This is a genomic window from Parageobacillus toebii NBRC 107807 (assembly GCF_003688615.2).
GTDB lineage: Bacteria > Bacillota > Bacilli > Bacillales > Anoxybacillaceae > Parageobacillus_B > Parageobacillus_B toebii.
In genome coordinates, this window is sequence record NZ_CP049703.1 from 359,027 (window position 1) to 385,348 (window position 26,322).

Annotated in this window: 20 protein-coding genes, 16 tRNA genes, 1 rRNA gene and 3 pseudogenes; 3 read left to right on the forward strand and 37 right to left on the reverse strand. The window is 42.8% G+C overall.

The window, feature by feature from the left end:
* The first annotated feature begins 43 nt into the window (after positions 1-43).
* On the forward strand, positions 44-838 hold the full coding sequence (locus tag DER53_RS01815; RefSeq protein ID WP_062755087.1) for a TIGR00266 family protein: 795 nt from the start codon (positions 44-46) through the stop codon (positions 836-838).
* A gap of 26 nt (positions 839-864) precedes the next feature.
* On the opposite strand, the gene DER53_RS01820 is transcribed toward DER53_RS01815, so the two are convergent.
* Genes DER53_RS01820 through glgB form a run of 5 tightly spaced genes read right to left on the reverse strand, consistent with a single transcriptional unit; the run spans position 865 to position 8,776 of the window.
* The gene (locus DER53_RS01820; RefSeq protein ID WP_062755088.1) at positions 865-3,267 is read right to left on the reverse strand and encodes a glycogen/starch/alpha-glucan phosphorylase; all 2,403 of its coding nucleotides are present in this window, start codon (positions 3,265-3,267) and stop codon (positions 865-867) included.
* Entirely contained in the window at positions 3,254-4,708 is a 1,455-nt protein-coding gene (glgA, locus tag DER53_RS01825; RefSeq protein ID WP_062755090.1) for a glycogen synthase GlgA, read from the reverse strand. The genes DER53_RS01820 and glgA overlap by 14 nt, the downstream gene beginning before the upstream one ends.
* Positions 4,705-5,736, reverse strand: a complete 1,032-nt coding sequence (glgD, locus tag DER53_RS01830) for a glucose-1-phosphate adenylyltransferase subunit GlgD (RefSeq protein ID WP_062755091.1) — start codon at positions 5,734-5,736, stop codon at positions 4,705-4,707. Before glgD ends, glgA begins: the two co-directional genes overlap by 4 nt.
* Before the next feature lie 6 nt (positions 5,737-5,742).
* Positions 5,743-6,894, reverse strand: a complete 1,152-nt coding sequence (locus tag DER53_RS01835) for a glucose-1-phosphate adenylyltransferase (RefSeq protein ID WP_062677565.1) — start codon at positions 6,892-6,894, stop codon at positions 5,743-5,745.
* Positions 6,845-8,776, reverse strand: a complete 1,932-nt coding sequence (glgB, locus tag DER53_RS01840; protein WP_062755093.1) for a 1,4-alpha-glucan branching enzyme — start codon at positions 8,774-8,776, stop codon at positions 6,845-6,847. Before glgB ends, DER53_RS01835 begins: the two co-directional genes overlap by 50 nt.
* 197 nt (positions 8,777-8,973) lie before the next feature.
* On the opposite strand from glgB, the gene DER53_RS01845 reads away from it, so the two are divergent.
* Complete coding sequence (locus tag DER53_RS01845) at positions 8,974-9,927, forward strand: cation diffusion facilitator family transporter (RefSeq protein WP_121910012.1); 954 nt, start codon at positions 8,974-8,976, stop codon at positions 9,925-9,927.
* A 118-nt stretch (positions 9,928-10,045) separates the two neighbouring features.
* Here the strand turns inward: DER53_RS01845 and DER53_RS01850 are convergent, their stop codons facing one another.
* The 13 genes and pseudogenes from DER53_RS01850 to DER53_RS01910 form a co-directional block, all read right to left on the reverse strand.
* On the reverse strand, positions 10,046-10,642 hold the full coding sequence (locus tag DER53_RS01850; RefSeq protein ID WP_062755095.1) for a class D sortase: 597 nt from the start codon (positions 10,640-10,642) through the stop codon (positions 10,046-10,048).
* Positions 10,643-11,971 (reverse strand): processed acidic surface protein, encoded by a 1,329-nt coding sequence (locus tag DER53_RS01855; protein WP_062755097.1) that lies wholly within the window; start codon positions 11,969-11,971, stop codon positions 10,643-10,645.
* A 154-nt stretch (positions 11,972-12,125) separates the two neighbouring features.
* A complete protein-coding gene (locus DER53_RS01860) occupies positions 12,126-12,290 on the reverse strand; it encodes a hypothetical protein (protein WP_015864897.1) in 165 nt (54 codons plus the stop codon).
* A gap of 114 nt (positions 12,291-12,404) precedes the next feature.
* A complete protein-coding gene (locus tag DER53_RS01865) occupies positions 12,405-12,815 on the reverse strand; it encodes a DUF3021 domain-containing protein (RefSeq protein ID WP_015864898.1) in 411 nt (136 codons plus the stop codon).
* The gene (locus DER53_RS01870) at positions 12,812-13,270 is read right to left on the reverse strand and encodes a LytTR family DNA-binding domain-containing protein (RefSeq protein WP_015864899.1); all 459 of its coding nucleotides are present in this window, start codon (positions 13,268-13,270) and stop codon (positions 12,812-12,814) included. Before DER53_RS01870 ends, DER53_RS01865 begins: the two co-directional genes overlap by 4 nt.
* Before the next feature lie 407 nt (positions 13,271-13,677).
* A pseudogene (locus tag DER53_RS17215) lies at positions 13,678-13,845 on the reverse strand (antibiotic biosynthesis monooxygenase family protein); the annotation flags it as partial.
* Positions 13,833-14,357, reverse strand: a pseudogene (locus tag DER53_RS01880) (transposase family protein); the annotation flags it as partial. The pseudogenes DER53_RS01880 and DER53_RS17215, both read right to left, overlap by 13 nt.
* A 361-nt stretch (positions 14,358-14,718) precedes the next feature.
* Positions 14,719-15,567 (reverse strand): sugar phosphate isomerase/epimerase family protein, encoded by an 849-nt coding sequence (locus tag DER53_RS01885; protein ID WP_062755099.1) that lies wholly within the window; start codon positions 15,565-15,567, stop codon positions 14,719-14,721.
* 33 nt (positions 15,568-15,600) lie between these two features.
* Positions 15,601-16,245 carry an SDR family oxidoreductase gene (locus DER53_RS01890; protein WP_062755101.1) on the reverse strand — a complete coding sequence of 215 codons (645 nt, stop codon included), beginning with the start codon at positions 16,243-16,245 and terminating at the stop codon, positions 15,601-15,603.
* 62 nt (positions 16,246-16,307) lie between these two features.
* On the reverse strand, positions 16,308-17,252 hold the full coding sequence (locus tag DER53_RS01895) for an LLM class oxidoreductase (protein ID WP_020961348.1): 945 nt from the start codon (positions 17,250-17,252) through the stop codon (positions 16,308-16,310).
* 224 nt (positions 17,253-17,476) lie between these two features.
* A complete protein-coding gene (gene mnmA, locus DER53_RS01900) occupies positions 17,477-18,589 on the reverse strand; it encodes a tRNA 2-thiouridine(34) synthase MnmA (protein WP_011230509.1) in 1,113 nt (370 codons plus the stop codon).
* A 115-nt stretch (positions 18,590-18,704) separates the two neighbouring features.
* Positions 18,705-19,115: an RrF2 family transcriptional regulator gene (locus DER53_RS01905; RefSeq protein ID WP_015374305.1), complete on the reverse strand. Its 411-nt coding sequence runs from the start codon at positions 19,113-19,115 to the stop codon at positions 18,705-18,707.
* A gap of 395 nt (positions 19,116-19,510) precedes the next feature.
* A pseudogene (locus tag DER53_RS01910) lies at positions 19,511-19,633 on the reverse strand (IS256 family transposase); the annotation flags it as partial.
* A gap of 200 nt (positions 19,634-19,833) precedes the next feature.
* Here DER53_RS01910 and DER53_RS17530 point away from each other — a divergent pair.
* The gene (locus tag DER53_RS17530; RefSeq protein ID WP_255265204.1) at positions 19,834-19,956 is read left to right on the forward strand and encodes a hypothetical protein; all 123 of its coding nucleotides are present in this window, start codon (positions 19,834-19,836) and stop codon (positions 19,954-19,956) included.
* A gap of 59 nt (positions 19,957-20,015) precedes the next feature.
* On the opposite strand, the gene DER53_RS01915 is transcribed toward DER53_RS17530, so the two are convergent.
* The 19 genes from DER53_RS01915 to DER53_RS02005 all read right to left on the reverse strand — a co-directional run bounded on the left by DER53_RS01915 (position 20,016) and on the right by DER53_RS02005 (position 25,837).
* Positions 20,016-20,393, reverse strand: coding sequence for a tyrosine-type recombinase/integrase (locus tag DER53_RS01915; protein ID WP_073967997.1), 378 nt, complete (start codon positions 20,391-20,393; stop codon positions 20,016-20,018).
* Positions 20,387-20,812, reverse strand: a complete 426-nt coding sequence (locus DER53_RS01920) for a site-specific integrase (protein ID WP_073967999.1) — start codon at positions 20,810-20,812, stop codon at positions 20,387-20,389. Before DER53_RS01920 ends, DER53_RS01915 begins: the two co-directional genes overlap by 7 nt.
* A gap of 132 nt (positions 20,813-20,944) precedes the next feature.
* Positions 20,945-21,027: transfer RNA gene (locus tag DER53_RS01925), tRNA-Leu, on the reverse strand.
* Positions 21,028-21,083: 56 nt separating this feature from the next.
* Positions 21,084-21,169: transfer RNA gene (locus DER53_RS01930), tRNA-Leu, on the reverse strand.
* 11 nt (positions 21,170-21,180) lie between these two features.
* A tRNA-Cys gene (locus DER53_RS01935) sits at positions 21,181-21,254 on the reverse strand.
* Positions 21,255-21,261: 7 nt separating this feature from the next.
* A tRNA-Gly gene (locus DER53_RS01940) sits at positions 21,262-21,333 on the reverse strand.
* A 10-nt stretch (positions 21,334-21,343) separates the two neighbouring features.
* Positions 21,344-21,418, reverse strand: a tRNA-Gln gene (locus DER53_RS01945).
* A gap of 16 nt (positions 21,419-21,434) precedes the next feature.
* Positions 21,435-21,507, reverse strand: a tRNA-His gene (locus DER53_RS01950).
* A 17-nt stretch (positions 21,508-21,524) separates the two neighbouring features.
* Positions 21,525-21,598 (reverse strand) — tRNA-Trp (locus DER53_RS01955).
* A gap of 9 nt (positions 21,599-21,607) precedes the next feature.
* Positions 21,608-21,689, reverse strand: a tRNA-Tyr gene (locus DER53_RS01960).
* A 7-nt stretch (positions 21,690-21,696) separates the two neighbouring features.
* Positions 21,697-21,772, reverse strand: a tRNA-Thr gene (locus tag DER53_RS01965).
* 178 nt (positions 21,773-21,950) lie between these two features.
* Positions 21,951-22,026, reverse strand: a tRNA-Phe gene (locus DER53_RS01970).
* A 155-nt stretch (positions 22,027-22,181) separates the two neighbouring features.
* Positions 22,182-22,257, reverse strand: a tRNA-Asp gene (locus DER53_RS01975).
* A 5-nt stretch (positions 22,258-22,262) separates the two neighbouring features.
* Positions 22,263-22,339: transfer RNA gene (locus DER53_RS01980), tRNA-Met, on the reverse strand.
* Positions 22,340-22,346: 7 nt separating this feature from the next.
* Positions 22,347-22,422: transfer RNA gene (locus DER53_RS01985), tRNA-Val, on the reverse strand.
* A gap of 12 nt (positions 22,423-22,434) precedes the next feature.
* Positions 22,435-22,506, reverse strand: a tRNA-Glu gene (locus DER53_RS01990).
* A 16-nt stretch (positions 22,507-22,522) separates the two neighbouring features.
* Positions 22,523-22,613 (reverse strand) — tRNA-Ser (locus DER53_RS01995).
* Between the two features lie 4 nt (positions 22,614-22,617).
* Positions 22,618-22,692, reverse strand: a tRNA-Asn gene (locus DER53_RS02000).
* 210 nt (positions 22,693-22,902) lie between these two features.
* Positions 22,903-25,837 (reverse strand): 23S ribosomal RNA (locus tag DER53_RS02005).
* Positions 25,838-26,322: the final 485 nt, after the last annotated feature.

Below are 26,322 nucleotides of genomic sequence, written 5' to 3' on the forward strand. Positions count from 1 at the left end.
AGAGAATATGTACCAAAGAAACAATGATATTGAGGTGAAGACAATGAATGCCCATGAAATCGACTACAGGCTATATGGAGACGATATGCAATTTGTTGAAATTGAATTAGATCCCCAAGAGAGCGTCATCGCGGAAGCTGGCGGCATGATGATGATGGAAGATGGCATTACGATGGAGACGATCTTTGGAGATGGCACTGATTCTGGAAAAGGGTTTTTCAACAAATTAGTTGGAGCGGGAAAACGACTGTTGACAGGCGAAAGCTTATTTATGACCGTATTTACAAACAACAGCGCAGAAAAACGCCGCGTCTCGTTTGCCGCTCCATATCCAGGGAAAATTATTCCAGTGGATTTGAGCGAACTTGGCGGCAAAGTGATTTGCCAAAAAGATTCCTTCCTTTGTGCGGCGAAAGGCGTTTCCGTCGGCATCGATTTTCAACGTAAACTTGGCACTGGCTTTTTCGGTGGAGAAGGATTTATTATGCAAAAACTCGAAGGAGACGGCCTTGCCTTTTTACATGCAGGCGGAACCATTTACAAGCGCCAGCTAGAGCCTGGTGAGAAATTGCGCATCGATACCGGCTGTTTAGTTGCAATGACAAAAGAGGTCGATTATGACATCGAATATGTAGGCAAAATTAAAACCGCCTTTTTTAGCGGCGAAGGATTGTTTTTTGCAACATTAACAGGCCCGGGAACCGTTTGGGTGCAGTCGCTTCCATTCAGCCGGCTTGCTGATCGAATTATTGCCTCTGCTCCAAGCTCGGGAGGCCGATCTGTCGGAGAAGGAAGCGTTCTCGGCAGCATTGGCGATTGGTTCGATGGAGATGATTAAGAGAGAGGCGAAAAACCTCTCTTTTTTTATTTATTCAACGGATGAATATTCCATATTTCATTTGCATACTCCTGAACCGTCCGGTCACTGGAAAAACAACCAGAATGAGCAATGTTAATCGCGCTCATTTTCAGCCATCGTTCACGCTGCCTATACGCCTCTTCTACTTTTTCTTGTGTTTCCACATATAATGCAAAATCACGCAGCACAAAATATTCATCGTTTTGTGTTAAAAGCGAATCATAAATCGGCTCAAAATGGTCATGGACATCTGGAAAAAATCCGTTGACTAACTGATCGACGACCTGCTTAATCCGTTTATCGTGATGATAATATTCGTGCGAGCGGTATCCGCCATTTTGATAGTAGTTTAACACTTCTTCTGCAGTAAGCCCAAAGATGAATATATTTTCTTCTCCGACCGCCTCCAATATTTCAATATTCGCTCCATCTAGCGTTCCAAGCGTAATCGCTCCATTCATCATAAATTTCATATTGCCGGTGCCAGATGCTTCTTTACTTGCCGTTGAAATTTGCTCGCTTACATCCGCCGCTGGAAAAATTTCTTCCGCTAGTGAAACGCGATAATTTTCTAGAAAAATCATTTTTAATTGTTCGTTTGTCTTTTTATCATTGTTCACTTTTTCAGCGACAGAATGAATGAGCTTAATAATCCGTTTTGCATAATAGTATCCAGGGGAAGCTTTGGCGCCAAAAATAAATGTGCGCGGATAAATCGAAAAGCTCGAATCTTCTTTCAGGCGGTTATACAGATACATAATGTGGAGAACATTTAACAATTGCCGCTTATAAGCATGGAGCCGTTTTACTTGTACGTCAAAAATCGATGATTCATTCACGACGATCCCCGTCTTTTCATAAATGCGCTTCGCTAATTTCGCTTTGCGCTGTTGCTTGACGTTTGCGAGTTCCTGCAGAAACGACGAATCAAAAGCATATGGCTTTAAATGAATTAACGCTTGCGGTTCTTTTATCCAACTGGTGCCGATCGCCTTTGTAATTAACGAAGAAAGCTCGGGATTCGCCTTTAACAGCCAACGCCGGTGCGTCACTCCATTCGTCTTGTTATTAAATTTTTGCGGCTGGAACTCGTAAAACCGCTTCATTTCCCGCTTCTTTAAAATTTCCGAATGCAATTTTGCCACTCCGTTCACACTATGGCTGCCAACAATCGCTAAATGCGCCATTTTCACAAGACCGTGCGCGATAATCGCCATCTCTTCAATTCGCTTCCAATCGCCGGGATAATGATTCCAAAGTTCGCGGCAAAATCGCTCATTAATCTCCTCCACAATCATGTAAATGCGCGGCAGCAGCGGCTGGAAAATATGAATTGGCCATTTCTCCAACGCCTCTGATAATGTCGTATGGTTCGTATAAGAAATCGTATTTGTCGTAATATGCCAAGCATCTTCCCAGCTCATTCCCTCTTCATCTAGTAAAATCCTCATCAGTTCCGGAATCGCCAAAACCGGATGAGTATCATTCACATGAATCGCCACATACTTATGCAGCTCGTACAAGTGCCCATGCTGGCGGCGATGAGCGCGAACAATGCTGCCAACGCTTGCAGCAACAAGAAAATATTGTTGTTTTAATCGCAAAATTTTCCCTTCGTCATGGGTATCATCAGGATATAAAAATTCTGAAATCGCCTCTGTTTCCCGTTTGTATTGCATCACGCTTTTATGAGGCGGAAAGGTTTTTGCTGGTTCTGCGCTCCAAAGCCGCAGCGTATTCACTGTTTTCGTATCATAACCGATGACTGGCATATCATATGGAACCGCCATTACTTTCTCACTGTCAATATGGCGGAATGTCAGACGGCCGTTTTGGTTGGATATTTCCACTTTTCCCCAAAAATTCACTTCAACCGCTAATTCCTCTTTTCTAATTTCCCATACATTTCCGTGGCGCAGCCATTGTTCTGGCAGCTCGACTTGATATCCATCAACAATTTTTTGGTCAAAAAGCCCATGTTTATAGCGAATTCCACAACCGTGACCAGGCAAATCAAGAGAAGCAAGCGAATCTAAAAAACAAGCAGCAAGGCGGCCAAGACCGCCATTGCCTAGCCCCGCATCCGCCTCGACTTCTTCCATGTCATCCAAGCGAATTCCTAAATCGTTCAGCCCTTCTTCCACGACATTGCGAATGCCAAGGTTAAGCAAATTGCTGCCAAGGAGGCGTCCTAACAAAAATTCAATCGACAAATAATATACTTGCTTCTGCTTTCGCGCACGATTTCGCTCATTCGTCTGAATCCAGTTTTGGCTAATATATTCACGAACCATGTTTCCTAATGTATTATATTGATCACGCAGTGTTGATTCTTCAAACCGTTTGCCGCACAGCATCTCAAGCCGTTTTAAAAACGTTTTTTTAAATTCTTCTTTATTCGAGAACATGATGTTCACTCCCAGCCATTAAATCTGCATATACTCGGTTATACTTAAACGCTGATTGCCCCCAGCTATAATCACGGCTCATTGCTTCTTTCATTAGCTTTTCCCATATTTGTTTTTCCTTATAAAACGTAAGCGCGCGGCGAATGGTATATAACATATCATGGGCATTGAAGTTCGTAAAACTAAACCCATTCCCTTCTCCCGTAAACTCATTATACGATTGTACCGTATCGTTTAATCCTCCCGTTTCCCGCACAATCGGAATCGTTCCGTATCGAAGAGCAATCATTTGGCTGAGACCGCACGGTTCAAATTTAGATGGCATTAAAAATAGATCAGCTCCCGCGTAAATTTTATGTGCTAACTCTTCGTTAAAGCCGATACACACTTTTGCTTTATCTGGATACGTTGCCGCCATATCATAGAAAAATTGCTCAAACTTTTTGTCACCCGTCCCTAGCAAAATGAATTGAACATCTTCGGCAATAATTTCATGGAAAACGCACTTGACTAAATCCATCCCTTTTTGCTCTGTCAAACGGGTTACCATCGCAATGACCGGGACGTCTTCCCTTATCGATAAACCAAAATATTGTTGAAGCGCGCGTTTATTTATTTGTTTTCTGGCAATAGTCTGTATATCGTATGGCACCGCAATAAATGGATCCTTTTTCGGATTATACATTTCATCGTCGATACCGTTTAAAATTCCGATTAAATCACGCTGGCGCGCCCGTAATAGACCATCGAGCCGCTCTCCGTAATATTCCGTCTGAATTTCTTCTTTGTATGTCGGACTGACCGTTGTAATAATATCGGCAGAAACAAGCGCTCCCTTCATAAAGCTCACATTCCCATAAAACTCTAAATACTCAATCGTAAAATAACGGTCACTTAAATTCAATAAATCTCCTAAAATTTCGCGTGGAAAAATTCCTTGAAACTGTAAATTATGAATCGTAAACACGGTGCGGATTCGTTCATAAAATGAATTTTTTCGATATTCTTCGCGCAATAAAAAAGGGATCATGCCGGTATGCCAATCGTGGCAATGAATAATATCTGGACGAAACGGAATCACAGGAAGCGCGTCTAAAACAGCGCGGCAAAAATACGAAAACCGTTCTCCATCATCATAATGTCCGTATAACTGATGGCGTTTAAAGTAGTATTCATTGTCCACAAAATAATAAATAACTCCTTCGTACTCCATCATTTCAATTCCGCAATATTGCCGTCTCCATCCAACTCTTACCACAAGCTTGGCAATTTTTTTCATTTCTTTTTTATAGTTTTCCGGGATTGTTTCATATTTTGGCATGATTACTCGAACGTCTGTCCCTAATTTTCGCAATTGTTTCGGCAACGCTCCGGCAACGTCCGCTAATCCTCCCGACTTAACAAACGGTACGCATTCCGACACGACAAATAATACATTCACGAGCTGATCAACTCTCCTTGTACTGTTCCTTTACGAATCACAAATGGAACCCGTTCCGTTCCACGCAAAGAAACGTTATTTTCTACTTTCGCATCTTTGTCAACAATGACACAATCTAGTTCACAATGTTCGCCAATTTGGCTTTTTTGCATAATAATGCTATTTTTTATGACCGTTCCTTTTCCAATTTTCACGGAACGAAAAATGATGCTGTTTTCCACATGGCCTTCGATAATGCATCCATTGGCAATCATCGAATTTTTCACGACCGCTTTTTCTGTATATTTCGTTGGCGGTTCATCTTTCACTTTCGTATAAATCGGACGTGACTGGATAAACAACTGCTGCCAAACATCTTTATTTAGCAATTCCATACTATGCCGAAAATAACTTTCAATCGAATCAATAACAGCTGCGTATCCGTCGTGTTCATAGTCACAAATTTTTAAGGAATGGCGATGGTCGCGAACAATATCTACAATACTGTAATAGCCGGTATTTCGGTGATTAGCGATTAAATCGAGCAACAATGATGTCTCTAACACAAACATTTCAAGCGAACGCCCTTGATAACGAACTTCGGTAATATCACATTCGTTTGCAATATGGCGCTCTAACACCGCTTCATAATCGATATTGCAAATCGTATAACTATTGCAAATAACGGCATATTTTTGTCTGCTGCGCAAAAAATAGTCAATATGTTGTTCAAAATGGGCGAATGCTCCAACGTGATGCATTGGAATCGATAAATCTGGAGATGGGAAGAAAAACAGTCCGTCCCGTTTTCGGTTTAAATCCCAATTTTTACCTGATCCTAAATGATCCATTAATGAGCGGTATTGATATTTTGGAAAAATCGCCACACTCTCAATTCCCGAATGAACCATACTCGACAATACAAAATCGATTAATCGATATCTCCCCGCAAACGGCACGGCTGCAACAGAGCGGTGCAATGTTAACGGTTGAAGCGGCTCGATATACGTTGTTGCGTCAATAACTCCCAGCATCCATTTATTATTCACTGTTGCTCATCCTTTCCGAATATCTTCCATTTTCCGTTCTGTTAACCATTCCTTTGTAACAAGAAGAATATCATCGGAGCAAATAACTGAATGTGGCGGAATCTCTACGTCCGGCGGCACGATCGCTCTTTCGATATATACCCCCTCGCCAATCACCGCATCTGGCATAATGACGCAATCTTTCACGATTGCTCCTTTCCCGACATGAACCCCTTGAAATAATACGGAATGCTCGACATTCCCTTCCACCATGCATCCCTCGTTCACAAGCGAATTAATGACGACGGCCTCATTGGAAATGTATTGTGGCGGCTGATTTGGATTGACAGAATAAATCCGCCATGAATGGTCAAATAAATTTAATTCATTTTCTTCGTCCAATAAATCCATATTGGCCTCCCATAAACTTTGTACCGTTCCAACATCTTTCCAATAGCCTTTAAATGGATAGGCAACAAGCCGCTTCTTCTCCCGAAGCAATAACGGAATCACATCTTTTCCAAAGTCGTGGCTGGAATGTGGATTTGCGTTGTCTATTTGCAAATATTCTTTTAAAAGCGGCCAGTTAAACATATAAATACCCATCGAAGCAAGGTTGTTTTTCGGATTCGCCGGTTTTTCTTCAAATTCAATAATTTCCATTTGTTCATTGGTATTCATAATGCCGAACCGGCTTGCCTCTGCCCAAGGCACTTCAATAACAGAAATGGTTACATCCGCTTGTTTCGCAATATGATAATCCAACATTTTTCGATAATCCATTTTATAAATATGGTCGCCCGATAACACAAGCACGTAATCCGGATCATATTGTTCAATGTAATTGATATTTTGATAAACGGCGTTTGCCGTTCCTTCATACCATTTCACACCAGACGATACGGAATAAGGAGGGAGAACGGTGACACCGCCATTTTTCCTGTCTAAATCCCAAGCGCTGCCAATACCGATATAAGAGTGTAATAAAAGCGGCTGATATTGCGTTAATACCCCGACCGCATCGATGCCGGAATTTGTGCAGTTGCTCAATGTAAAATCAATAATTCGATATTTTCCGCCAAATGGAACCGCTGGCTTTGCAATGTTTTCCGTCAATGAGCATAGACGGCTACCTTGCCCTCCTGCCAATAACATGGCGATGCACTTTTTCTTTACCATTAATGTTTCTCTCCCCTCGTTTTTTTACTGGTCTTAAAATAGAAATGCCAAACGGCGGAATCGTCATCCGAATGTGATACGGTTTTCCATGAAACGGCTCTTTGACCGCTGCAATCGGCTTCGCATTGATATTCCCCCATCCCCCGAACTCGACTGCATCGCTATTGATTATTTCTCGATATGCAGCAAACAGCGGTACGCCAACTTTATAATCGTAGTACACTTTATTGGTGAAGTTGCAAACAATAACAAGTAAATCGTTTTCTTTTTTTCCCCTGCGAATAAATGAGAAAATGCATTGTTCAGCATTATGAACATCAATCCACTCAAACCCATCTGGAGAATGATCTAGCTCATAAAGAGGTTTATGGCGCTTATAACATTTCAATAATTGTTTCACATAAATATTCATATTCCGATGCAGATCAAAATTAAAAAGCACCCAATCAAGCTGCTCTAAATCTTTCCATTCATCAAATTGAGCAAATTCACCGCCCATAAACAATAACTTCTTACCGGGATGTGTCAACAAATATCCATACAGCAACCTTAGTTGCGCAAACTTTTCCTCATATGTCCCCGGCATTTTATTTAATAATGATTTCTTTCCATGCACGACTTCGTCGTGGGAAAAAGGTAAAATGAAATTTTCTGAATACGCGTACAAAAGGGAAAAGGTTACTTTATTGTGCACATATTTTCGCTGCTCTGGGGCAGTTTCCATATAAGTTAAAATATCGTTCATCCATCCCATGTTCCATTTATAGTTAAATCCCAACCCTCCGTCGTACGTTGGGGCAGTGACGCGCGGCCAGTCTGTCGAATCTTCGGCAATCATTAAAATGCTTGGGTCATACGCAAATACGGTTTCATTTAATTTTTGCAGAAACTGCACAGCATACGGATTCTTATGCAGTACATCACTATTTGGCCAATATAGCATATTTGCTACTGCGTCCACTCGAAATCCATCCACATGGAAATATTCCATCCAAAATAACGCATTGGAAATTAAAAAACTGCGAACTTCCGGCCTGCCAAGATCAAAATTCGCCGTTCCCCACACGTAATTTTCTCGGTCTTGCATGTTGGCATATTCATAGGTAGGAGCGCCGTCAAACATATATAGCCCATGGGCATCTTTGCAAAAATGGCCAGGAACCCAATCGATAATCACACCGATTCCCGCTTGGTGGCAGCGGTCAATAAAATGCATCAAATCATGCGGTGTCCCGTAACGGCTTGTTGCTGAATAATAACCTGTTCCTTGGTATCCCCAAGAGCGGTCGAGCGGATGCTCGACAAGCGGAAGCAATTCAATATGAGTAAAGCCATGTTCAAGAACATAAGGGATTAGCTCATCCGCCATCTCTTGATATGTATAAAAACTGCCATCCTCCTTCTTTTTCCATGAACCAAAGTGGAGCTCATAAATAAATAAAGGCTGATCATAAATTCGTTTTTGCCGCTTCTTTCGTCGCCATGCTTGGTCATTCCATTGATATCCTTTTATGTTGTAGACAATGGAGGCAGTATGGGGGCGCAATTCGGAGTAAAACGCATATGGATCCGATTTGAGCAGGACATTCCCATCGCTAGTTTTAATCTCATATTTATATAAATGCCCTTCTAAGTTTTCGGGAATAAAAATCATCCATACGCCTTGATCATTTGCTTTCATCAGGTTAAAATTAGTTCCGTTCCATTCATTAAAACTGCCGACTAACCGCACTTCCCGCGCATGCGGAGCCCACACACAAAATCGAGTTCCAACCATGCCGTTTTTCTTTATCACATGTGCACCAAACAATTCATAACTTTTATATAAGCTGCCTTCATGAAATAAATAAATTTCTAAATCAGTGGGACTGACGGAGATCAATCTGCATCGCGTCCTTTCCTAAATTTTCTTGCTGTTGATACTTATATTCCACAACGGTGTATAAATTCCTTGAGAAAAAATTTTCTATTTTTTGATATTTTCCAACAAAACGAGCCGAAAAATTTTTTTTGCACAATTTTAGATGATTATATTATAATATATATAAACTAATAATTATTATAAAGTAGAGGTGTGCCATGTCACCAATCCAATACGATTATCGCCATCTTCCTCATGTAAAAACGCAAAATCAATCCAAAAAAACGCTTTGGATCACTCTTGGTTTAACATTGTTTTTTACGATTGTGGAAATTATTGGAGGACTATTATCTAATTCCTTGGCTTTGCTTTCCGACTCTGCCCATATGGCATCTGACGTATTGGCGCTTGGGCTTAGCATGATCGCTCTTTACCTTGCCACGCGTCCGCCAAATCATCGATTTACGTTCGGCTATTTGCGATTTGAAATTATTACGTCCTTTTTAAACGGTCTTACGTTGGCTATTATTTCCATTTGGATTTTTTGGGAAGGGATTAAACGATTCATTTCTCCCGAACCAATCGATTTTCGCTTAATGCTGACTATTTCCTCGATTGGTTTCATTGTGAATCTCATATTGACCATTGTCCTTAGCCGAAGTACAAAAGAAGAGGAAAACTTAAATATTAAAAGCGCCTTATGGCATTTTATCGGAGATCTTCTTAGCTCCATCGGTGTCATTATTTCAGCAATACTTATTTATTTTACTGGTTTTTATTTTTTTGACCCGCTTATCAGCATTATTATTGCTGCCATCATCTTCACAGGCGGGGCAAAAATTATTCGCGAATCGTATCTCATTTTAATGGAAGCGGTGCCTGATCAGTTTCATCTCGACCAGATTAGAGAGGACATCCGCCAAGTCGAAGGAGTCGAAGATGTACACGACATGCACTTATGGGCCGTTTCCACCGACCACTATTCATTAACCGCACACGTATTTATCAGCGAGCATATCCAGCCGTTTTGTGTCATCTTGGCCATTAACGAGATGCTAAACAAAAAATACGGAATCAAACATACGACCATCCAGGTTGAGCATGCGATGATTCACGATCACGGCAGCTATGGAAAAGAGTTTTTGCTTCAGAAAACGAAAACAAAAATGTAAGTCAAATAAACCTTCGAGGCAAATGATACCAACTAAAAAACCCCACAGAAACTCTGTGGGGTTTTTTCATGTGAAAGGATTTTCGACTCACATTTGATAGAGATAAAGGGATAAGACATCAATTCCTTGCCTCCACTAAGTTAGCGACAAGGATATACCGCTTCGGTGCTGCGCCGATGTAGTTGAATGGATAGCACGTAGATACGGTTAATGTGGCTTTTGGTTTTGGCACAATCACGGTTCTGTCATCGGCGTCTACAATTCGCACTTTACGGACTTTGTAGGTAAACTCTCCAGCAACCGTTTTAACAATCAGCAAATCTCCTTTTCCTACCTCGCCCAGTTTGCGAAAGACGGTGTCACGATGTCCTGCAAGCACACAGTTGTCCGGCTCCCCCGGCAGGACGCTTCCAGCGTAATGCCCGACTCCTTTTTCTAATTCCTCTTCATTGGTGCCATGATAAATTGGAAGACTGGCGTTCAGCTTCGGAATGATGAGCTCGCCAATGTTTTCTCCTACTTTCGTCGGTTGGCGCAGGTAAATCGCTGCAGCAGTCTTTGACGGTGTAGAGGACGCTTTCGTTGCTGTTCCCTTTGGCGCCGGTTTTTCGGCATTGATTCCTTTTTCATATTTGTAGCCGTTGAGCAAGACGAGAACGAAGCCAACCGCCATCAAGCTAATGCCAAGAAAGCGAACGATTCGCTGCATTTTCATTTATTTCGCTCCTAATATTTTTCTTATCCGGAATAGGAACGCTCCTATAGCGATGAATCCAACCCCCATAAGCATATTCGATACGTACGGAGAAGCCGTTTTTGGAAGTTTTGCTCCTTTTACCGTTCTTTTTACCGGTTTTTGTTTTACTTTTTCCTCAATTTTCTCAATCTTTTTCCCTATCTCCACAACTTTTCCCGTTTTCTCTAAATCTTCGCCTACGCCATCAAATAAATCAGAGTTAAACATGTCGGCTGTCAATATAAAGTCGGCAAGCAGTTCCCCTTGTTTGTTATAAATTTCGATAAAGAGGTCATAGCCGTTCGTTGATTCCATCGTTAGCAGCGTGGATAGGCTTAATGGCTTTTTCTCCCCGTTTTTCGTCAAATAAAATTTCACGTCTAATTGGAAAGCGTCAAGCATGTCATTCATCACATCCGCAATTTCCGCTATTTGTGCCGGAGACAATTCTTTTACACTTTCAAAGTCGTACGAACTAATAGCTTCCATCCGTTTGCTAAGTTCTTCCATTTTACTCGCGAATTGCGGATCTTCCATATTCAGTGATTCGAAATGATTATACAATTTTTCGAGTTCAGCGTCCGTTAGGCCAAGTTCATCTAAGTCAGGAAGCATATAATCGACAATGGCTTCTGCTAGTTCTTCCACTGTCGTATAGTTGTCTAACGAATCGTTATTTTCCGCAAGCAACTTTTCCAATTGTTGTCGAGTAAGTCCAAGCTCGTCTAAAAGTTCGTTCAATGTTTCTTCCGTAAGCGGAGTTAAGTTTTGATAATAATCCACCACATCAGCCAATTCGCCAATGGAACTGTAATCTTCTAACGATTCATGATGGCTGTTAAGAAGCGCGAGTAATTGTTCTTTCGTCATATCATGTTCTTGCAAGAAATCGGCAAGCGTTTCTTCGTTAATCGGTGTTAAATATAATCGTTCAAACTCGACGTATTCCTCTAAGTCGTTATAAAACTTAAACACTTCCGTAATTTCTTCGTTTGGTTCTAGTTCACCGTTATCGATAAGAAGTTGTTTTAATTCCTCTTTCGTTAAGCCATAATCTTCAAGCAATTGTTGTAAATTTTCTTCTGTCAATACATCGCCAAGCTCGCTGCGAAGCTCATCGACATCTTGAAAATCTTCTAATGTGTAGCCATCGTAGTCTAAATATTCTTTCAGCTCTTCCTGGGTCATACCGATCTCGTTTAGATAGCTTTGGAGCTCAGGATCATTGGATTCAATCGCAAAAGCAGAAGCAGGCAATGTTGCGATGGCAAGGGATGCCGCAACAGCAAAAGGAATCAATTTTTTCATAAAATAACCCCCATAGTAAAATAATATAAATATACGAGTTTAGTATAAATGAAAGCAAAATGATTTAATATTGTAAAATATATAACATTAATGTAATAAATTTCATAATGAACAAAAAAAAGAAAAGCCTAGGCAATTAGCTTAGGCTTGCTCGTCAATAGTCGTCCTCTTCTAAATATTTACGTTTTGCTTTTATTATCAAATGCTCTTTGGAATAATACAGGTCGTACATCTTATCAAGCAATTTCCAACGTTCTTCATTGCTCATTTTTTGGATCGCTTCCAAAATTTCATCTGCAGTCATTTGCTTGTTTGCCATTGTTCATTTCAACTCCTCTCCTATTTCACTTTTATTATTAATGTTTTTTTATCCGCATCAGCAAACAAAGGACCAAACTGTGAAAATCCGATCCTGACTGAAGGGGATATTTATTTATATTTTCTCTAAATCTTCATTCATTTGATTTGCTAAGTTTTTGAAATATAAATAGTAGCAACCCCATATAACTAAATAGACTACAATAAATATAGCTGCTGAAATAAGGATGTTTTTCAAATCAAACGGGATCCACCCAATTCCCAAGGACAGGATAAAATATAAAACAATTACTGTAACAAAGTGCAATGCCGTTTGTTGCGACAGACGGAGCGATTCTAATTCAAAATAAAGCGAAGATACGGCAAAAAACCATCCACAAAATATGCTCCCAAATGAGTTTTTTATAAATTCTTCACCATTAATGACAGGGAAATGACCGAAATAGATGATAGAGCTAGTTACCACTACTGCGATAAAGGAACCGATCAATATCCCGATGATGCTTCTGTATAAGAATTTTTTCATTCTTTTTTCCCCCTATTCATTTTTAATGCTTTTTTGATGGCATGAACATAACGTCGAGAAACGTACTCTTTCACTCCTGATTTAAAATAAACGCATAGAGTGCCATTGAACGATGCTTCAAACCGGCTCAACTCATAGAGATTTACAATGACCGACTTAGAAATGCGAACAAACTTGTTAGAGGGAAGCAATTTTTCGAGCTCATACAGCTTTTCCTTCAATTTAAATGTTCCCTCGGCTGTCACCGCCTCGATGCTATCCCCATGAGCACGAAAAAAATGGATCTCATTTGGCTTTAATATATAATGCATATCACCATTTTTTCCGACAATAAATTCCGTCTCCATCCCTTTTAAAAAATCAAGAATTTCTTTAATCGTGTCATCTACTTCCTTACAGTGAATGGTCACGATTGTCTCATCGTAATCGCTGTCAATATCCAAAGACACTTTCATTCTGCCCGCCTCCTTTACATTCATCTTTTTTATTAAATTGTATTCGTTATGCTAGCTGTTGTCTTCATGATAAAGGTAAAAGGTTGTTTTTCCATCCCATCCGGCAAAAATCGTCCCTTGAAATGCATACGATACATGAACCTCTCCCACCTCGGCGCTATACCGAAACTTCGATAAAACTGGACGATCTGGCCCAAAAAGACCACCTAGCACGGCGATTGATTTTTTCCTTTATTTACGACATAGTGAAAGATCTCTACTACCCGTGGTGCTAGTTGAGCTTTAGCGCTCAACTAGCACTACGGGTATAATTTAGTGATATGCTTTACTCAAAAGAAAGGAGGAAGGCGCATTCCTCCCCCACTTGCTCATTTCATTCGTTGAAGTGGGGGTCTCCTGCGTTAAAACAATGAATTCCAATAAGAAACAGTAATTCCTAGTCCAGATTCATCCCGAACACTTTCTGCCCCCAGAAAACCTGGTTGCTGGGAAGTTAACTCTACCATTTTTTCTGCCATTTGACCGTAACCGTTATCATCTTCAGTACGTTCTGAAGTGAAAATGACTGCATAAATACGGTTTCATACTGATGTCCCTTTTTTACCGCGATTTCATCTAAGCTAAGCACCATCCCTTCCTGAAAAGATGCCTCCGTTGCTGTTTGGCGCTCTTTTGCTTTTTTCGATGCGATGGAGTAATAAATGCGTTCCAATGTTGTATATGGGATGCGGTGCTTTCGGCTAACCTCTTGAATGGTGGAGCCTTCGCAAAGTTCATACAAGTACTCACAAAATCGATTGGTGTAGTGTTGATTGGGTGGAATCGATTCCAAAGAGGCGGAAAACACTTGGGAACAATTCCAGCACCGATAGCGCTTTACCTTTACGAACAAGTACACCGGTTGATGGAAAATCGCCAAATCCCGTACTTTTCTTGTCCGTCTGTCGTGGACAGAGGAAGTGGCAAACCCACAATGAGGGCAACGTTCCTGTGTCTCTGTTTTCTCTACATGAATCGCATAACCATAGGAAAGAAGTTCGTGTTTAATCACTTTAAATTCTGGCAATCCTAGTGATATAGAAAGCACTTACGAGACCTCCCTAATGTTTATTTCACCGCTAACATTATTGCCAGGATCTCGTCAGTGCTTTCTCTTTTTTGTCACTAAATCACAAAATTTGGTGATGAACCTAAAATTTATCATTAGAATCATGATTGGAGCTTCAATTCGATGAAGCTGATATCTGTTATGTATCCCTTATTCATCTCATCTTTATCCAACTATAACGAAAAACGAATATAAACAAAATACGGCAAGAGTCCGGTGGAATGCCGAACTCTTGCCGCATAAGGTTCACTCTTTTATACGTATCTATTTGACAGGTATTATTATTTAGCCAACCTGTATCCTTTAAACGAATCAATCAAAGGAGCGGATGAAGGAATGATTATGGAGTTAATCTTAAATCCGCCCAATGTGGGTGTGCCTCAAGTCTACGCTCCATATCGCGGAACGCTTTGAGTGAACGGCTTAGCTTGCTGTAAGCGTCGCCTCCTTCACCCCAACCTTGGTAGCCAATCATCCCATTATAGCCCATCTTTTTAAGCTGTCCAAGCAACGCAAAATTATCTAACTCCCCGACATCCAAAGGCTCGATTGTCGCCACTCCCCCAAAACCGTGAGGATCTCGGCGGCTGCCAGAAATGTTTACTTGTTTTAAGTAAGGGGATACCGCTCTAAGCGTACCTAATAGGTTTGTTCCATCGACTGCGTACCAATGGTAGCCGCAAAATACAATGCCGAGATTAGGATGATTGAGACGCTTGCAAAGTCTTACTGCATCTTCATGGCGTTCAACCCAGAATGATAAGTGTGTGTAAAGTAAGATATTAATGTTTCTTCGTTCCGCAATCTTCAGTGCTTTTTCCAGCCACTTCACAGCGATGTCGTCCCCTTTAGGGTCTGAAGGGCGTATATGATGTCCGACAGATTGAATCGCCAGCTCGACCGTGGAGCATCCTTCCATGATCTCCAGCATTTTTAAAATACCCGTATTTCTTGGATGGTCCTCACCTAATGAAAGGTCTAACACAACGTACACGCCAGCGACATCCAGTCCATATTTCTCCTTAACGTTTTTCAGCTTCTCTACATCTCTCCACCGTTCTCCGTGCCAGACGGATAAATGGGTCGCATCATAGCCGATCTCTTTTAGCATTTCACACCGAGCTTCAAAGCTATAAATGCCCATGGAGTTATAAAAAGCAAAATCCATTGCATAAAATTTGTAAGCCATGTTTCTAAATTCTCCCTTCGGATGAATGCTTCATTACAGTGATTTCAATGCTTCCGCAATCTCTGTATCCCCCGACATTAAATCGAATGCTTTTTTATACGTATTTGGTTCATCAAGAGATTGAACGATTGTTCTTGCTACATCTTCACGTGGAATGCTCCCGACATTTAAGTTTTCTGCTACAGTAACCAACCCTGTGCCTTTTTCATTAAGAAGATATCCAGGACGAATAATCGTATAATTTAAACCACTATTCATTAACATACGGTCAGCATAATGTTTAGCGACATAATAAGGTTTGAGGTTTTCTGGCCAGTTCTCACGGTTGTGGGCCTGGAATGAGCTCACCATGACAAATCGTTTAATTCCGACTTTTTCTGCAGCTTCCATCGCTTTTACGGCACCGTCTAAATCGACAAGCAATGTCTTATCCGCTCCTGTGTGTCCACCTGAACCGGCAGAGAATACGATCGCGTCACAGCCTTTGGCTGCTTCGGCAATTTCATCGACAGTACCTTCAAGATCAGCGAGTACCGCTTCAATTCCTTTTTTCTGAAAAGCCTCCAATTGCTCTTGTTTTCGAACCATTGCACGAACGGTGTGCCGCTCATGCGCATGAAGCATGCTCACCACATGTTGGCCTACTTTTCCGTTGGCACCAATGACCAAAACTTTCATACGCATCCTCCCTTTCTTATATTTACGTCTTTAAAGGTTATCAACCAAATGGATTGTCCTCATCATGATAAAGCCGGAAAGTGTGGAAGCACAAATTCACCTAATTCTTCGATCACTTCTTCTACTGGGCGTTGGCCATATTTTAAGTTGATGATGACATGGTTCACACCTGCATCTCGTAAAGCTTCAAGAAATTCGATAAGGAAAACGCGGCCCGTACGGAATCCAAGATGAATCGGTATTGGTACATGATATGGGTCTTCCGCCAAATCAACATAAAGCGATTGGGTAAATGGCTTAAATTCCTCTGTTAACGAACGCCAATTCTCGATTAATGCTCTTTGAAATTTGAGTGCACGTGGATAGTAAATCCAGCCATCACTATGTTCAGCAATCCATTCAGGAGACTGTCCACTGTGACCTGTCACCATTACTGGTATGTCTGACAATTTCGGTTTTGGCAAAAGATCTCCATTTGTCATATGCACTCGTAAAGAGTCAATGACAGGAAAATGCTCTTTCCATGCTTTTTTCATGACACCAATTGCTTCTCGGAATAATTCGCTCCGATCTTCTGGATTCACAGAGAATGCTGGAAACTCGATTGGACGGTCACCTGTTGCGACACCGAGAATAAGTCTTTCACCAGATAATCTGTCTACAGAAGCCGCCGCTTTTGCGACATGAAGAGGATGGCGCAATGTTAAAATAATACTTCCCGTTCCCAAGGCAATCTTTTCTGTGTTGGCAGCAACATACCCTAAATACGTAAACGGGTCATATATTTGCCCGACATCCCCGAAATTAGGATCGCGCAACGGTACATCTCTCACAAATAATGAAGCGAAATTGAGTTCTTCTGCTCGTTTGGCTAACTTCATTTGTTTTTCTATATTCATCTCAGGGACATCGCCCATATACGATTCAATCGGAAAGAACAATCCTAAAGTTAGTTTGTTTTCTTGATACATGCGTGAATACCCTTTGTGATTTTTAAATTTTTCCATTTCACATCTACCTTCCAATTATTTTTTAATTTCGTTGTATCTAGAAAAACGTTCCATCAAAACATAAAATATCTTAAAGATGATTCAGTATGATGTTTTGTAGTTACTCTTTGTATGATAGCCGATAAAATTCCCCGAGATTTATTCCTTATCACAGCACTTATTATTCCTGACAAGATAGCGTGCATACAGGGTGTCATTCTATAGTCAAATAGTGTATTGTTTTAAGATGCCGCAGTGGCAGTTGAAGCATCCATTTTTATCACTTCGTCAATAATCGCACTGCCAAGACAAACATCATTGTCATAAAATACCGCTACTTGTCCTGGAGTAACGGCTTTAACTGGTTTTTCGAATTCCACAAAAGCCGTTCCATTCGGACGAATATGAACGGTTACTTTCTGATCTTCTTGACGGTATCTGAATTTAGCTGTACATGCAAATGTACGTGGACGAACATCCCCGTTAATAAAGCTAATGTTCGATGCAATAAGACCGGTAGAAAACAGAGCAGGATGATTTTTACCTTGAGCGACGAGTAAAACGTTGTTTTCTAAATCTTTATCGACGACATACCAAGGTTCCCCTGTTCCTTTTCCACCGATTCCAAGTCCTTTTCGTTGGCCAATCGTATAGTACATCAACCCATCATGAGTACCTAGCACTTCTCCATCTAGAGAACGAATTTCTCCGGGCTGTGCCGGCAAATAATTCTTTAAAAAGTTTTTGAAATTTCTTTCTCCAATAAAACAGATTCCTGTACTATCTTTTTTATTGGCGTTAACAAGGTTCAATTCTTGAGCGATTTTTCGTACTTCATCTTTCGTTAATTCTCCAATAGGAAACAGGACTTTTGACAAATGCTCTGCTGTTAATTGGCTAAGAAAATACGTTTGATCTTTATTGGGATCTTTTCCACGCAATAAGGCGATTTGGCCATTTTCTCTGTTGATTCTTGCGTAATGGCCTGTCGCGATATAATCAGCATCTAGTGAAAGAGCGTAGTCAACAAACGCTTTAAACTTAATTTCTGTATTGCATAAAACATCTGGATTTGGTGTTCGCCCCCGTTTCAACTCATCTATAAAGTACGTAAACACACGATCCCAATATTCTTTTTCGAAGTTCACACTGTAATAAGGAATCCCGAGTTGATTGGCAACTCTCTTAACATCTTCGTAATCTTCCGTTGCTGTACATACACCATCGTCATTAGTGTCATCCCAATTTTTCATAAATACACCGATTACGTCATACCCCTCTTGTTTTAAAAGGTAGGCTGCCACAGAGGAATCAACCCCACCCGACATTCCAACGACAACCCGTTTTTTCTTCAACCTTATTCACCTTCTTAAACTGAAATATTTTTTGTTACAGTTATGTTTAAAAAAAATTGATGGAGCACAACTAACATAAAAGCATTAGTCGTACTTTTGTTTCAGGCATGAAAACCTAACTACTATTGATTTCATCAATGATATCTTTGATCGTTACACCTTTTAAATAATTTAAAAAGTGTTCTTCCGCATTGTGAAAAACGCGAATGAGTATATTTGATAGGTTTCTGCCTATTGGACAATTCTCATTGGAATCAGGGCATTTCGGTACAAGCGTTTCCTCACTAGTGATTTTAAATATTTTGTCTAACGTAATATGTTCTGGTGAATCGTTTAAAGAGAATCCGCCTTTTGCCCCTTCTTTAGAAGTAATAATATTTTCTTTCCTTAATATGCTCAAAATTTTCCTTAATCTTGCTGGGTGGACAGAAACACTTTGGGCAATGTCTTCACTGGTCACTCGTTGGCTTTGCTTTTGGGCCAGGTAAGCGACGCAGTGAACGGCAATCGAAAAATCGCTATTCATAATGAACCTTCCTCCTAACTGTAATAATAATGATTACAGTTGATATTGTCAATTGCAAATAATTTCTAAAGTCCTTCAGTTTCGACTGTTGGTAAATCATTATATATATCTTCAATTTTCATCTTCACACTTCCCCCGAAAGCTTTTTACTTGTAATATTCTGTCTCCTTGTACAATTCTCCCCTTTTTCAACTAAACTGTCCCATTAGCCCATCGCTTCGCGGCACCACAGATTAAAGAAGAATTTCCGTTCTCCCATGGGAGATAGCATATATTTATTGCACCAATTTTGATACTTAATCGTAAATATGAAAATAGGGGCTATAATTCTTGTGTCCTTATTCTTTTTTACAGAGTTAACAACTCGAAATATATTTTAAATTTATTACATCGTGTTCTATTTCGAGGAAATTCTTGATTTCTTCCCGCATGATCAGTTCTAATTTTTCCTTTACAAACTGACGAATGACACTTTCCAGTTGATTTGCCCAGTCGACATTCGGTATACTTTTAGACATAGGTAGGGTTCTCCTTTCTCTGGAATGTGTTGTGGTCCAAATCAGAGAATACCCTACCTTTTTTCTTTTGTTCTAGCAAAATGCTTTACACAAACTTTTATACATCATCGATTTATCAGAAAAATTAACGATTAATTAAATTCAATATGTTATAATCTTTATGTATTGTAAATTAAATCAAGAAATGGGGGGAATAGAAAATGGGAATTGGTGATTTCTTTTTTCAGGCTTCTTCAGTTCTTATTATTTTTGTTTCTGTCGCTTTAGTTTTTCTAGTATTTAGATTTTTATTTAGAAAATCAAAAAAAGAGGAAAATTATTAAATGTATTTACATTAGATAGACATCATTCTTCTAAAAAGCAGCAAAATTTTAATAAAAATTCAGATAAATATTGTTATAAAAGTAATAAATGACGTACCAAAACTGAAACTGATGTCAGTTTGTACGTCATTTTTATAGCTGGATTTACCTAAATATGGTTCACTATCGTAGTGACAATACAACAGTGTATCTTGAATAGGAACAAAACGTTCGAAGCGACCTTTTGTGTTTCGAATGCGGATGACTTTTTGCTCCCAAATAATATCCGTTGTTTTTATACTTACTAATTCATTTACTCGAACCCCTGTTTCCAACAACAACATCATAATCGTATAATCCCTTAAACCTACAAACGTGCGAAGGTCGCATGCTTTAAATAACGCCTTTATCTGCTGGTTATCAAATGTTTCTACAATCCTTTTTCTATCCCTCAGCAATTGATGTCTTTCATCGGATTGCTTTTTATGAGATTTCGTCCTTCCAAAAAGTTAAAAAACGCCCTTAAAGCCCTCAAACGGGAATTGATACTGACTGTCTTAAGACCTTTTTCTTTCATGTACATAATGACATTTCGCTTAATGGTTTCTCCTGTCCATTCACTTACACGCAACTCGATTTCTTGCTCTTTCAGCAGTTTTACAAATGCGTTTAACTCACTGCGATAATATTTAATCGTATGTTCCCTTAAATTCCTCAATTCGCAATCCTCAATAAATATCTCTAACAATTCCTCAAATGTGTATTCAATTTCTGTGTTGTCATCAGATATTAGCAACAACTCCTCACGACTCAACTCTCCTCTTCTTCCTCTCTTGCTCTTTCTCTGCAATTCTCTCTCATTTTCTATTCTTCCCACTTTCCATTTCACCTCACCGAACACGATTGTACGCACACGATTTTCTTTTCTCGAACGTATTCGGTAAAAATAAAGAAAGGGTTCTCACATTCGTGAGAACCCTTGATCCTAAAACCTTCTCCCTATTTTCGATGCCGATGGTGGGAGTCGAACCCACACGGGCAAAGCCCACACGATTTTGAGTCGTGCGCGTCTGCCAATTCCGCCACATCGGCGTAAAGACGTATATAATTTTACATTACAAATAATATAAAGTCAACTGTTTATTTCATGCCGAGGGCCGGACTCGAACCGGCACGGTAGTTACCTACCCCAGGATTTTAAGTCCTGTGCGTCTGCCAATTCCGCCACCCCGGCTCTGCCATATATGGAGGCGGCACCCGGATTCGAACCGGGGATAAAGGTTTTGCAGACCTCTGCCTTACCACTTGGCTATGCCGCCGCAGGGAAGCGGAAGACGGGACTCGAACCCGCGACCCCCACCTTGGCAAGGTGGTGTTCTACCACTGAACTACTTCCGCATCGTGACCATGGCTGGGGTAGCTGGATTCGAACCAACGCATCACGGAGTCAAAGTCCGTTGCCTTACCGCTTGGCTATACCCCAAAAAAATAGAAGGAAGGGCGACTAGTGGGAATCGAACCCACGCATGCCAGAGCCACAATCTGGTGCGTTAACCACTTCGCCATAGTCGCCATACATATTTATTTTATGGCAGGGGCAGTAGGAATCGAACCCACACCGGAGGTTTTGGAGACCTCTGTTCTACCATTAAACTATGCCCCTAGTATAAAATGGAGGGGGACGGATTCGAACCGCCGAACCCAAAGGGAGCGGATTTACAGTCCGCCGCGTTTGGCCACTTCGCTACCCCTCCGTAACCATGGTGCCGACTGCAGGACTTGAACCCGCAACCTACTGATTACGATTCAGTTGCTCTACCAATTGAGCTAAGTCGGCATAAGAAACATTGATATACCCTTAGATTTTTGCGTCCCTTCCTCTGCTAGCTTATTCAATGATGTTAGATGTGTCGGGACAACTCGGAGCAAATTCATAGAAGCTTAAGCTCGTCTCTACCAGTTGAGCTAAGTCGGCACATCAGCCAGAAAAACTTCAAACTTATTTAAAGAGTAAATGGTGGCTCGGGACGGAATCGAACCGCCGACACAAGGATTTTCAGTCCTTTGCTCTACCGACTGAGCTACCGAGCCATTTTATTATCCTAATTTAAATTCTGTGTTGTCGTGTCCCTTCCTCTTCTAACTCATTCAGCGATGTTAGATGCGTCGGGACAACTCGCAGCATATTCATGGAAGTATCGCTCGTCGCTACCGAGCCATTTTTTTAATTAGCATTAATTCCATTGTGGCGGTCCCGACGGGACTCGAACCCGCGATCTCCTGCGTGACAGGCAGGCATGTTAACCACTACACTACGGGACCAATATTGGTTGCGGGGGCAGGATTTGAACCTGCGACCTTCGGGTTATGAGCCCGACGAGCTACCGGACTGCTCCACCCCGCGACGATCATGGTGGAGGATGACGGGATCGAACCGCCGACCCCTTGCTTGTAAGGCAAGTGCTCTCCCAGCTGAGCTAATCCTCCACAAAAAGAAAGTGACCCGTACGGGATTCGAACCCGTGTTACCGCCGTGAAAGGGCGGTGTCTTAACCACTTGACCAACGGGCCATAGTAACAAAATTAGTGGCGGAGAGCAAGGGATTCGAACCCTTGAGGCGCTATTCGCGCCTACACGATTTCCAATCGTGCTCCTTCGACCACTCGGACAGCTCTCCAAGATGGCTCCGCAGGCAGGATTCGAACCTGCGACCAATCGGTTAACAGCCGATTGCTCTACCACTGAGCTACTGCGGAATAATATGAAGGAGTTATATAATAAATTGTTATAAACTTTTTCATTGATTGGACAAATATTATTATAATGACCAATATTACCATGTCAAGAGTTTTTTTATTTATTTCATTCCCTCAAAACTAGATAACCGTCTGTTTGGAAGAAGCCGTTTTGCATAGGCGGCCTACGCTTTTCTGTTGTCTAGCTCCTAGCGTCCTCCGCTTTTCCGCTTGGTTAAGTCCTCGATCGATTAGTATCCGTCAGCTCCACGTGTCGCCACGCTTCCACCTCGGACCTATCGACCTCGTCATCTTCGAGGGATCTTACTCGCTTGACGCGATGGGAAATCTCATCTTGAGGGGGGCTTCACGCTTAGATGCTTTCAGCGCTTATCCCTTCCGCACATAGCTACCCAGCGGTGCCCCTGGCGGGACAACTGGTACACCAGCGGTGCGTCCATCCCGGTCCTCTCGTACTAAGGACAGCTCCTCTCAAATTTCCTGCGCCCGCGACGGATAGGGACCGAACTGTCTCACGACGTTCTGAACCCAGCTCGCGTACCGCTTTAATGGGCGAACAGCCCAACCCTTGGGACCGACTACAGCCCCAGGATGCGATGAGCCGACATCGAGGTGCCAAACCTCCCCGTCGATGTGGACTCTTGGGGGAGATCAGCCTGTTATCCCCGGGGTAGCTTTTATCCGTTGAGCGATGGCCCTTCCATACGGAACCACCGGATCACTAAGCCCGACTTTCGTCCCTGCTCGACCTGTCCGTCTCGCAGTCAAGCTCCCTTGTGCCTTTGCACTCTACGAATGATTTCCAACCATTCTGAGGGAACCTTTGGGCGCCTCCGTTACCTTTTGGGAGGCGACCGCCCCAGTCAAACTGCCCACCTGACACTGTCTCCCACCCCGATAAGGGGTGCGGGTTAGAATTTCAATACCGCCAGGGTGGTATCCCACCGGCGCCTCCACCGAAGCTGGCGCTCCGGCTTCTCAGGCTCCCACCTATCCTGTACAAGCGATACCAAAATTCCATATCAGGCTGCAGTAAAGCTCCACGGGGTCTTTCCGTCCTGTCGCGGGTAACCTGCATCTTCACAGGTAGTATGATTTCACCGGGTCTCTCGTTGAGACAGTGCCCAAGTCGTTACACCTTTCGTGCGGGTCGGAACTTACCCGACAAGGAATTTCGCTACCTTAGGACCGTTATAGTTACGGCCGCCGTTTACTGGGGCTTCGGTTCGCACCTTCAGCCTTGCGGCTTAAGCGCTCCCCTTAACCTTCCAGCACCGGGCAGGTGTCAGCCCCTATACTTCGCCTTTCGGCTTCGCAGAGACCTGTGTTTTTGGTAAACAGTCGCTTGGGCCTTTTCACTGCGGCTCTCTCGGGCTCATCACCCAAGAGAGCACCCCTTCTCCCGAAGTTACGGGGTCATTTTGCCGAGTTCCTTAACGAGAGTTCTCCCGCGCACCTTAGGATTCTCTCCTCGCCTACCTGTGTCGGTTTGCGGTACGGGCACCTCTCACCTCGCTAGAGGCTTTTCTTGGCAGTGTAGGATCGGGGACTTCGGGACCGATGGTCCCTTCGCCATCACGGCTCAGCCTTTGCGCCAGACGGATTTGCCTATCTGGCAGCCTAACCGCTTGGACAGGCTATTCCAGCAGCCTGCTCGCCCTACCTTCCTGCGTCCCCCCATTGCTCAAACGGTGAGGAGGTGGTACAGGAATCTCAACCTGTTGCCCATCACCTACGCCTTTCGGCCTCGGCTTAGGTCCCGACTAACCCTGAGCGGACGAACCTTCCTCAGGAAACCTTAGGCTTTCGGTGCAGAGGATTCTCACCTCTGTTTTCGCTACTCACACCGGCATTCTCACTTCTAAGCGCTCCACGAGTCCTTCCGGTCCCGCTTCGGCGCGCTTAGAACGCTCCCCTACCGATGACCAACGGTCATCCCACAGCTTCGGTGGCACGTTTAGCCCCGGTACATTTTCGGCGCAGAGTCACTCGACCAGTGAGCTATTACGCACTCTTTAAATGATGGCTGCTTCTAAGCCAACATCCTGGTTGTCTGGGCAACTCCACATCCTTTTCCACTTAACGTGCACTTTGGGACCTTAGCTGGTGGTCTGGGCTGTTTCCCTCTCGACCACGGATCTTATCACTCGTAGTCTGACTCCCAAGGATAAGTCGTTGGCATTCGGAGTTTGACTGAGTTCGGTAACCCGATGAGGGCCCCTAGCTCAATCAGTGCTCTACCTCCAAGACTCTTCCCTTGAGGCTAGCCCTAAAGCTATTTCGGGGAGAACCAGCTATCTCCAGGTTCGATTGGCATTTCACCCCTACCCACACCTCATCCCCGCACTTTTCAACGTACGTGGGTTCGGGCCTCCAGTAGGTGTTACCCTACCTTCACCCTGGACATGGGTAGATCACCTGGTTTCGGGTCTACGACAACGTACTTAACGCCCTATTCAGACTCGCTTTCGCTGCGGCTCCGTCTCTTCGACTTAACCTCGCACGTCATCGTAACTCGCCGGTTCATTCTACAAAAGGCACGCCATCACCCATGAACGGGCTCTGACTACTTGTAGGCACACGGTTTCAGGTTCTCTTTCACTCCCCTTCCGGGGTGCTTTTCACCTTTCCCTCACGGTACTGGTTCACTATCGGTCACTAGGGAGTATTTAGCCTTGGGAGATGGTCCTCCCTGCTTCCGACGGGATTCCCCGTGTCCCGCCGTACTCAGGATCCACTCGGGAGGGAACGAAGTTTCGACTACAGGGCTGTCACCTTCTCTGGCGGGCCTTTCCAGACCGCTTCGTCTACCCCGTTCCTTTGTAACTCCCATGTGAGTGGTCCTACAACCCCAAGAGGCAAGCCTCTTGGTTTGGGCTGTTCCCGTTTCGCTCGCCGCTACTCAGGGAATCGCGGTTGCTTTCTTCTCCTCCGGGTACTTAGATGTTTCAGTTCCCCGGGTGTGCCCTCCATACCCTATGGATTCAGGTATGGATACTGCCCCATTACGGGCAGTGGGTTTCCCCATTCGGACATCTCCGGATCAACGCTTGCTTACAGCTCCCCGAAGCGTTTCGGCGTTTGCCCCGTCCTTCATCGGCTCCTAGTGCCAAGGCATCCACCGTGCGCCCTTTCTAACTTAACCATGCGAAAACAGCTTCATGCTTGCCGCCTTCGCTTCTCGGCTTCTTCCACTGTCTAGCTTCGGCGCCTAGCCCCTCACGGTCGCTTCGGTCCTGCTGTGGCAGCAATAGCCTCCTCGCAGGCCCTCCAGCACCTATCGGGACTAACCGCGGCGCCTCCGCTTTTCTTCTCGGTTATCTAGTTTTCAAGGAACGAAGCTACTACTTTGAGTTCGCTTCTTTGCAGCTTTGTGCCGAGGAACCTAACTCCCTCGAACCTGCTTGTAGACGCAGGAACAAGACTGCTTCTGACACAAAGCCTCTGTTTTGAAAGAACATTAAACATGTTCCCTCAAAACTGAACAAACCCGAAGCGTCCACTTCCGACTAGCCCATAAGGGCAGTCGCCTTCGCTTTTCGTACTGTCTAGCTCCAGCGCCTAGCTCTCTTGTGCCAAATAACCTTCCCCCTCGAAGTGCAAGCACTTCTGCGGGTGAAGAACATTTGG

Excerpts from the sequence above, each read along its gene's own strand:
- DER53_RS01890 (WP_062755101.1), bottom strand. The coding sequence starts at position 16,245 with ATGAAAGTTTTGGTCATTGGTGCCAACGGAAAAGTAGGCCAACATGTG.
- DER53_RS01815 (WP_062755087.1), top strand. The coding sequence starts at position 44 with ATGAATGCCCATGAAATCGACTACAGGCTATATGGAGACGATATGCAA.
- DER53_RS01845 (WP_121910012.1), top strand. The coding sequence starts at position 8,974 with ATGTCACCAATCCAATACGATTATCGCCATCTTCCTCATGTAAAAACG.
- DER53_RS01870 (WP_015864899.1), bottom strand. The coding sequence starts at position 13,270 with ATGAAAGTGTCTTTGGATATTGACAGCGATTACGATGAGACAATCGTG.
- DER53_RS01855 (WP_062755097.1), bottom strand. The coding sequence starts at position 11,971 with ATGAAAAAATTGATTCCTTTTGCTGTTGCGGCATCCCTTGCCATCGCA.
- DER53_RS17530 (WP_255265204.1), top strand. The coding sequence starts at position 19,834 with ATGGGAATTGGTGATTTCTTTTTTCAGGCTTCTTCAGTTCTTATTATT.
- DER53_RS01860 (WP_015864897.1), bottom strand. The coding sequence starts at position 12,290 with ATGGCAAACAAGCAAATGACTGCAGATGAAATTTTGGAAGCGATCCAA.
- DER53_RS01865 (WP_015864898.1), bottom strand. The coding sequence starts at position 12,815 with ATGAAAAAATTCTTATACAGAAGCATCATCGGGATATTGATCGGTTCC.
- DER53_RS01850 (WP_062755095.1), bottom strand. The coding sequence starts at position 10,642 with ATGAAAATGCAGCGAATCGTTCGCTTTCTTGGCATTAGCTTGATGGCG.
- DER53_RS01885 (WP_062755099.1), bottom strand. The coding sequence starts at position 15,567 with ATGGCTTACAAATTTTATGCAATGGATTTTGCTTTTTATAACTCCATG.
- DER53_RS01905 (WP_015374305.1), bottom strand. The coding sequence starts at position 19,115 with ATGAATAGCGATTTTTCGATTGCCGTTCACTGCGTCGCTTACCTGGCC.
- DER53_RS01835 (WP_062677565.1), bottom strand. The coding sequence starts at position 6,894 with ATGGTAAAGAAAAAGTGCATCGCCATGTTATTGGCAGGAGGGCAAGGT.
- DER53_RS01820 (WP_062755088.1), bottom strand. The coding sequence starts at position 3,267 with ATGTTCTCGAATAAAGAAGAATTTAAAAAAACGTTTTTAAAACGGCTT.
- DER53_RS01895 (WP_020961348.1), bottom strand. The coding sequence starts at position 17,252 with ATGGAAAAATTTAAAAATCACAAAGGGTATTCACGCATGTATCAAGAA.